The following is a 7683-nucleotide window of genomic DNA, read 5'->3' on the forward strand; positions in this document are numbered from 1 at the left end:
TTAATGTAATACTTACCATTATTCTACTAGCTATATTTATAATATATTTCGGCTGTTAGAACAAACATTTGTAACTTTTTGAAAACGGGGTTCGAGATGCAAATCAAACCAAGCTAGATCGTGAAGAGCCCTGCGCCTAGGAAAATAATCTAGGGATATAGCCTCTTCCAAAAATGCTAGGGCTTCGTCGTTCCTTCCCTCAATAGCGGCCAAGCCACCAAGCTCGTAAATAGTAGCACTGGTTTCCGAACTGTCCGCAGCCAGTTTGGCTTGCAACACTGACTTGGCTCGTTCTATTTCCGGTCGAGCTTCCAGCAATCCCTTCCAACGAGCTTTAAGAGTTGCAATCCAATAAAGAGTTAAACTATCTTCGGGGTCTGTTTCTAAAGCTTGTTGGTAGTGTTCCATGGCCTCAGCATATCGTTCTATTAAAGTGAGAAATAATCCTCTTTCGGCAAGCCAACCTTCCTTGATAATGGTCTTGTCGAGGGCTATGGCCCGGTCGAATTCCACCAGAGCTTCCTCGTAGCGCCTTAACATTTCGTAAGTTCGGCATCTGTAGGCGATCGCCCAAGCATAATCCGGTTGCAATTCGATCGCGCGATCGAGGTCTACCAAAGCGTCCTCATAACGTTCGATTCGCTCGTAAGTTACGCCGCGATGGGCCAAAGCCCAAACATAATTTGGCTGTAGCTCTATTGCTCGGTTAAAATCCTCTAGGGCTTCCTCAAAAGCGTCCAGTAAAAAAGAAGTTTCTCCTCGGTGAGCCAACGCCCAAGCATAGTTTGGGTTTAGCTCTATTGCTCGGTTAAAATCTTCCAGAGCTTCCCGATAACGCTTCATCAACCGATAGTTCTCACCTCGCCCCGCCCATGCCCTAGCATTTTGGGGGTTGCTAGCGAGCTCCCTATCTAGCTTCTCTAAAGTTTGTCCGTTGTTTCTCATCATATCTTTCTAGGTCTATTGTGTACCTAAAGGTGCATCCCCAAACGCTCTACCATCTCCATATCTATGGCTAATGGTGGGTTTGGTGGCATGTATAGAGTCGAGCTTTCCGTCACTTTCGCTTCCGGTAACTTCTCCAAAGGCATTCTTTGGATCGATGGCTCGCAAACTGGGTGATAAACTGCTGCTTCATAGACAATCGCCTCACTATCGGAAGCGTAGTAATTTTGCAAAACCTCCGTTAACACTTGTAACCCACGTACATGCCCTCCTTTCTCATAAAAACCACGATTTCCTACCAAAGCAATCTGCCACAAAATCAGAGCGCTAGTGGGGTCAAATTTGCGCTGCCGGATCAGGAAGTCTGTTGCCTCAAAACTCTGACACCCGCGCTTGCCCGGATCTAGACCCAAGTCAGCAAACAAGCAATCTTCTGCTGAAATACCTGGTAGCATCTGTGTTCTAAATCCTTCTTGTCTGGCTCGTCTGAGAGCGTTATGAGCTGGATCTGCAAAAACACCAGGGTGACCGTAAAAGACGGCGCAAACATTTAAGCCTCGATGCACTTCTGCCAAAATGCACTCTACCATCTGAGCATAAGTCTCTTTGCGCTGCCGATTGCTCCGATTGTAAGGTAATGGTTCGGCTGTAGAGTTGAGAGAGACCAGCCATTGTGCCGTGGCCGGATCGGCTATAGCATATAAGACTTTATCAGCCTGTTCGATCCAAGCTTTTGCCGCCAACGTGACTTGACCGACAAATTGGATTCCTGTCCCGACAATAGTTAAACACCCTGATTTCAAAGTCAACCTACCTAGTTATTTTTCCGTATAATTTTGCTGGGGAGGCGATCGCTCGATTAAAATCAACCAACGCTTTCTCATAGCATTTCATCTGTCTGTAGACTTCTCCGCGATGGGCGATCGCCCAACTATAGTCTGGTTCTATGTCTATCGCCTGACTAAACTCAATTAACGCTTTGTCATAGCATTTCTGCAAGCGATACTTTTCTGCCTTTCTCGCCAGTTCTCGCGCCTTTGCTCCGACTTCAATCTGCCGATTGTTCATCTTAATTCACCATCCCCAAACGTGCCATCATTTCCCGATTGAAAGGAATTTGTCCTTGCGGAGGAACGTAAAGAGTGGACACCTCACTCACCAAGGCTTCTGGTAACTTAGATAAGGGCATCGGCTCAATAATTGGCTGACAAACTGGATAATAAATAGCGGCTTCATAGACAATGACTTCATGGTCGCGATCGTAATGCTTTTCTAACACCTCCGTCAAAACCTTGAGACCCGGAAAAACTCCTTGAGCATCAAAAAAGCTAAAATTCCCAATCAATCCAATTTGCCACAAGATTAACGCGCTCCTGGGGTCAAAACGGCGATCGCGAAGCAGAAAATCCGTCGCTTCAAAACTCTGACATCCATACTGTCCTGGATCAACTCCCACATCGGCATATAAACAATCAGATGCCGATATTCCCGGTAGCATTTGTGCCCGGAATCCCTCCTCTCGTGCCTGCCGAATCGCCTCACGAGTAGGATTAGCAAAAACTCCAGGATGACCGTAGAAAACTGCACACACATCCAATCCTTGACGAACAGCATTGAGGATCACCTCCACCATTTCACCATAGGTTTGTTTGCGCCATTGATTGTTGGTATTGTACGGAAGACTTTCGGCAGTTTCGTTGAGCGATCGCAGCCATTCAGCCGTTGCCGGATCGGCAACTGCATATAACACTTTATCGGCCTGTTCGATCCAAGCCTTTGCCGCCAAGGTTACTTGACCAACAAATTGGATTCCCGTCCCGACAATCGTTAAACAACCCGATTTCAAACTCGACCTACCTAATCATTATTTCCATATCATTTTGCCTGGGAGGCGATCGCCAGAGGGCCAGCGATAGAACCGAAAGCGAATTGAAGCGCGATCGGATTTTAGTTTTAACAGTGTCTCCTCAACCTTGTCACTCGAACGCTTAAAAAATCACACTAGGGTCTGATTTTTAGCCAGTGATGCCACTCATTTGAACGTTAGTCACTAGCTGTATAATTGCGGTCGCGAAGTGTTCTTTATCTATCTCAGCACAACCTTCTAAAAATTGCAAGATCTTTTCCAAATTATCTTTTTTTAGCCTCAAAAGTATATTGAAATACTCTTGCTTGCGTACTTATACTTGCGTTACCTTAAATTCGTTTTTCGATCATATTTTTCTCCTCATAGTCGATATCCAAATTTCTGATGACATAATTTGGTCGTACATTCTAAAGACGATTCTATTGATCAGTTTCTGACAAGAATTCTAGAATTCACTCAGGACAAGGGTTTTCTGACAACCGAGAACCGTCTACCTATAGGGACTGTAAAGCTTTTTAGTCATTTGCCCTGCTTGATAGCGCTTTCCAGCTAGCCTCAGCATTCAATAAAGGCGGGATCATACTGGTTCGGCGGATATCCGGACGGAGGATCGCTCGACGGATTTCCTCTGCTGTAGCCTGGGGAAAAAGAGACCATAGCAAGGCCGCCGTTCCACTGACAAAAGGTGCGGCTGCGCTAGTACCAGTCATTGGCATATATCCGCCACTCGAAGAAGTACTGATCGTATTCACCCCTGGTGCCCTAAGTCCCGATTTCCCTACCGATATACCGCTATTCGATTTGAAATGCCAGTCTCCTTGCATATTGCAGGCAGCGACTGGAATCGTCCAAGGATGATCAAACAGAGCCATTTGCCCAATTCGACCTTGATTGCCAGCCGCTCCAACGATTAAGACTCCTTTTTGAAGGGCATAATCGAACGCCTCTTGGAGAAAACGTTGCTCTTGGAGCGACGTGGTGGGTAGGCCCAAACTAAGATTAATAATCTTAGCTCCAGCGTCGATCATTTCCCTAAGGGCACAGGCAAGATTCTCGGGCGTAACTTTGAGGCATTGCTCAAAATCGCCTGTATCGCATAAGATAGGCTTCACCAATACCGTACAATCCGGGCACAGCCCTGGAGCTTGAGAACCCCGTTGGGCACAGATAATTCCTGCGACAAAAGTTCCATGCACGCAGCCGATGCTCTCTTTCGTTTGGCCAATCACCTCTGATGCGGCGGGGAGCGTGCGTAGGGAAGCCGCTTGCAAATCTTCATGAGATCCTTCTACAGGGCCATCAATTATTCCTACTACGATTTCAGGTCGCCCAGATGTAGCAGCCAATAGCGGTTTGATATTAATAAGTTCTAAATAATTAGCCATTTTTTTAGACAACACTTTAACGTATTAAACTGCTTGCTTAAACCTGCACCCCATTGGCAAAATTAGTCTTAACTCTCTTCATATCTCTTCAGCAAATCGGAGTTTTTTGTTGCCATTGATGTATTTTCTTTTGACATCAACGCCTCTTTAGCTGAGGAAAAGCGATCGCCTCAAATTAGTCAATTTCATTACGAACAAGGTAGTACTAGCTTTTGCCAACAACCGCAGGGAACTTCCGAGAAAAGCCTGCAAGAGGGGAATCAAGGTGCGATCGCACTAAAGTCAAATCAGTAGTCCTGAAATCTACGTAGGTATATTTTGTCTGTGTATTAGTGCTTTTAATCGCCCTACTGTTCTTCTGACTTACCTCCCCATCCGTCCCCAGAAAATAGCTACTTAACTTCTCTTTGAGGATTTTCCGCGCCAAAGATATCCGCTTGCAAACATTCTCGTAGGTTATACCTTGTACTTCAGCAATTTCTGTATGGGAGAGCTGTTGATAAAAATGCAGGATAAATGTATGGCGCAACCGTTCCGGTAAAGAAGCGATCGCCTCCCGAATCACCATCGCCTTCTCTTCGTTCTCCAAAACCTTTTCCGGGGTATCCACCGCACTGGTAGGGCCCCCATTCTCCCTTTCTCCCACCCATTCAAGACTATCTACACCCGCCGCTTCCCCAGAGCGTTTGCGAATAATATCGATACATAAATTGCGAGTTACCTGCATCAGCCAAGCTTTCAAATTGTGGATTTTCCCCACATACTTCAGCACCTTTTCCCTAGCCTTCAGCATCGCCTGACTCAAAGCATCTTCCGCATCCGTAGAATTATAATTCATCAACTTCAGACAGCAGCGATACAATGGGTCGTGCATTTCCTGCCAGAGTTGCCAAAACTGGGAGACAATATCATCGAAGCCCCTAACAGCATTACGATCTTGGCGCGACTTTCCCGTCAGTAAATCGCGCTTTTTTCGTCTCAGTTGTACAGGGTTATCCGAGCCAATTTCACTTGCTTTGGCATACATCATAAGTCTTCTGTTTTTCTGGAATTTGATTAATTTTGGCTAGATTTGGGGAGGAGGGTCAAGATGGAAAAAGTAACATCTTAAAAGAGCTAAGAATTGGTGAGTTCGTTTGACGGGTCTGGGGCGCACTGCTTCTGAACATAACTCCCTAAGAACTGCTTGTTTGCGGTATTGATATGAAATCCGCATGGGTTACTTTTTACCCCTTTTTCCTGGAAACCAATCGGGCCAAACTCGACAGAATTCTCAAAAGAACGGACAAGACCCGTCTATATATAATTGGAAGTTATGTTTTCTCTGTTTTTTGATTACTTTAGTCGATAGCAGACTGATTTTTTCAGGGGTCAAGATGAAAAAGGTAATTTATAGTTGATTCAATGAACACTCAGACACTCTAAGAGAGTCTACAATAACGGTATATGTAGGGGCGAAAAATTTTTCGCCCCTACAAAAATGTCTCACTGTTATTTGAATTGACTATAGGTGTAGCGACCTGCAAGCACGATGAAGTGAGGTTAATTATATAGCAGAGGAAGGGAGAGTTACGACACTTTCTATTGCTATTCGGGCCTATTGCCTCAAACCATAACCTAACCGTCCTAAGCAACTTATTCCGTGCTATAGCTTCACTGCTTAAGATTGGAGCAATGGAATAAGAATCTGGGCAGTTGCTGGAGCGAGTAGTACCCCATTACGGTAATGGCCGGTGGCAAGCCATACCTGTTCGTGACCGGGAAGTTGACTAATAATGGGAGCCGGTTGGTTGTGGGGACGAGGGCGTAAACCTGACCATTTCTCAGTCATATTTAAATGTTGCAGACCCGGACAAAAGCCGATCGCTACTTCAATCATTTCATTGAACAACTGCTTATCTGCAATAATCTCATCCTGTTCATCGGGAAATTCCACTGTAGCGCCTACCCAATAGCTACCAACTCCTGACGGCACGACATGCACATCACCAGAGGTAATGGCAGGTTGAAAGTCCGGATCGCCTAAAATTTCCCCTTCATAGGCGATCGCCTGGCCCAAAACTGGGCGAATATCTAGAGGAGTCTGTAAATATTGAGCCAGGAATGGACTGCCTAAACCCGCCGCAATAATCACTCGATCGGCTTGCCATTCCTGGGATTGAGTTTGCACGCGATAACCAGAATTATCTGCGACTAAGTTAACCACGTCTTCGCCAAACTTAAACCGCACCCCTCGCATTTGAGCGGCTTTAATCAAACATTCGGTTAAAATTTTGGGGTGAACCTGGCGATCTTGGGGAGAATATACCGCTCCCAGACACGGCTCAACTGCCAAATGAGGACAACGCTCTTGCAGGGTTTCTCGACTCCAAAGTTGCAGATCCCATCCTTGAGATTGGCGAGTCTCGGCTAATTTCTGTTTTTGCTGCCACTTTTGTTCATCCCTGCACAGCATCAAAATCCCTTGGCGGTTATAGGGAATCGTTTGCTGGCAGAGGGTTTCGAGTTCTGGGATTAAGGTATCATAGCGGCGAATACTGGTTTCTCGCATTTGCCAGGCTCTACCCTTGGTTTTCTGGCTAATGCATCCCATCATCACTCCCAACGCAGCGCTCGTACAGCCTTGAACTCCAGATGTGCGATCGATCGCGGTAATTTGAACGCCTGCCATTGAGGAGAGTTCATAGGCGATCATTGCCCCAATTACACCACAGCCAATAATCAGAATTTGCGTCATAATATCGTATTTTTCTCTTTTTTATGATGGTTAGTTATAGACAATCGCAATTAGAAGCACACAAGAAAGGAATCGCTAAGAAATTTCTCTTCTAGCTCCTTGGGTAGTTATGGCATCATAAATCAAGCGACTTTCTTAAAGCTGAATTAACCGGTTCAACTGATTCGGGTAATTTATTACCCAACTTTCTTTGAAAAACAGCTTCATTTACTGTGGCTATTTTATCAGCTCTAATTAATGAAGTCTTTTTGAGTCCAGTTCGCTCAAAACTTTTATCTTTGTCAGACACTAATATCCACGTTTCTGGTAAATCACCATCAGGAATTTTTGAGAAGATTCCTAAAATAATCGCTTCTTGCCGGTGAACAGCAAGGACTAATGCTGGTCTAAGCTTATGACTCGCAAGATTACTAAAAGGAAAAGCAACTAACCAGATTTCATGAATCTTAGGATTCATAAATATCTTCCTCTGGATCATTCCATTCTTGAAAACCCGTTTCAGCCAGTTGCATGAATTCTTTAGTTTCCAAAGCTTTTCTGATTTCGTTCATGAGTTGATTAATTTTTTCTACTGGTAATTGTAGAATCATAGATTTGATGTGTTCTTGCTTAAGGGGTGAGAAGGGGGCTAAAGAGTAGACCGTATAAGGGATAGAGCCTTTAATCCCTTCTGGAAAAATAAGCGCTTATGAGGTTTAGAATCCATCAATTCTTGAGCCAAAGAAGACCAACATTGAAAGGAGTGAACC

At 44.9% G+C, this 7683-nt stretch carries 9 protein-coding genes and 1 pseudogene; all 10 read right to left on the reverse strand.

Annotation, left to right across the window (positions count from 1 at the left end; translation table 11 throughout):
• Window positions 1-36: 36 nt before the first annotated feature.
• A complete protein-coding gene (locus tag PN466_RS18310; RefSeq protein ID WP_313898649.1) occupies window positions 37-948 on the reverse strand; it encodes a tetratricopeptide repeat protein in 912 nt (303 codons plus the stop codon).
• Window positions 949-971: 23 nt separating this feature from the next.
• A complete protein-coding gene (locus PN466_RS18315) occupies window positions 972-1754 on the reverse strand; it encodes an SAM-dependent methyltransferase (RefSeq protein WP_271942075.1) in 783 nt (260 codons plus the stop codon).
• Between the two features lies 1 nt (window position 1755).
• Window positions 1756-2013 (reverse strand): hypothetical protein, encoded by a 258-nt coding sequence (locus PN466_RS18320; protein ID WP_271942076.1) that lies wholly within the window; start codon window positions 2011-2013, stop codon window positions 1756-1758.
• 1 nt (window position 2014) lies between these two features.
• A complete protein-coding gene (locus tag PN466_RS18325) occupies window positions 2015-2791 on the reverse strand; it encodes an SAM-dependent methyltransferase (RefSeq protein WP_271942079.1) in 777 nt (258 codons plus the stop codon).
• A 536-nt stretch (window positions 2792-3327) separates the two neighbouring features.
• A complete protein-coding gene (locus PN466_RS18330; RefSeq protein ID WP_271942083.1) occupies window positions 3328-4197 on the reverse strand; it encodes a S8 family peptidase in 870 nt (289 codons plus the stop codon).
• A gap of 205 nt (window positions 4198-4402) precedes the next feature.
• The gene (locus tag PN466_RS18335; RefSeq protein ID WP_271942085.1) at window positions 4403-5227 is read right to left on the reverse strand and encodes an RNA polymerase sigma factor; all 825 of its coding nucleotides are present in this window, start codon (window positions 5225-5227) and stop codon (window positions 4403-4405) included.
• A 630-nt stretch (window positions 5228-5857) separates the two neighbouring features.
• Window positions 5858-6934 (reverse strand): NAD(P)/FAD-dependent oxidoreductase, encoded by a 1077-nt coding sequence (locus PN466_RS18340; protein ID WP_271942087.1) that lies wholly within the window; start codon window positions 6932-6934, stop codon window positions 5858-5860.
• 115 nt (window positions 6935-7049) lie between these two features.
• Complete coding sequence (locus PN466_RS18345) at window positions 7050-7391, reverse strand: type II toxin-antitoxin system PemK/MazF family toxin (RefSeq protein ID WP_271942090.1); 342 nt, start codon at window positions 7389-7391, stop codon at window positions 7050-7052.
• Window positions 7381-7524, reverse strand: coding sequence for a hypothetical protein (locus PN466_RS18350; RefSeq protein WP_271942093.1), 144 nt, complete (start codon window positions 7522-7524; stop codon window positions 7381-7383). The genes PN466_RS18345 and PN466_RS18350 overlap by 11 nt, the downstream gene beginning before the upstream one ends.
• A gap of 38 nt (window positions 7525-7562) precedes the next feature.
• A pseudogene (locus PN466_RS26645) lies at window positions 7563-7683 on the reverse strand (IS4 family transposase); the annotation flags it as partial.

This window comes from Roseofilum reptotaenium CS-1145, assembly GCF_028330985.1.
Classification (GTDB): domain Bacteria; phylum Cyanobacteriota; class Cyanobacteriia; order Cyanobacteriales; family Desertifilaceae; genus Roseofilum; species Roseofilum reptotaenium.